We start from the raw sequence: 245 nt of genomic DNA, 5'->3' as shown, positions 1-245 counted from the left end.
CATAAAAAATACGTTCGTCAAAATCAAAAAGAAGAACGTAAACAATTAATTTATGATGAAATATTTAGATTAAAAGAACAATATTATCATGATGATAAATTAACTTTAAATCAAGTTAAAAAATCTCTTAATGATTTTATAATTAATCTAGATCGTGATTTTTATTTAGAACAAATAGATTTAATTGAAAAAATCCTAAATAAAAGATTTACTAAAAAAAAAGAAGAGTTAGAAGATGAAGAAGA

At 19.2% G+C, this 245-nt stretch carries 1 pseudogene; it reads left to right on the top strand.

What is annotated here, in order from left to right:
• A pseudogene (locus tag OL66_RS04045) lies at positions 1-245 on the top strand (hypothetical protein); the annotation flags it as partial.

This window comes from Chrysanthemum yellows phytoplasma (genome assembly GCF_000803325.1).
GTDB classification, from domain to species: domain Bacteria; phylum Bacillota_I; class Bacilli_A; order Acholeplasmatales; family Acholeplasmataceae; genus Phytoplasma; species Phytoplasma asteris.
The sequence above is the reverse complement of the archived record's forward strand: the minus strand, read 5'-3'. Positions and strand labels throughout refer to the sequence as shown.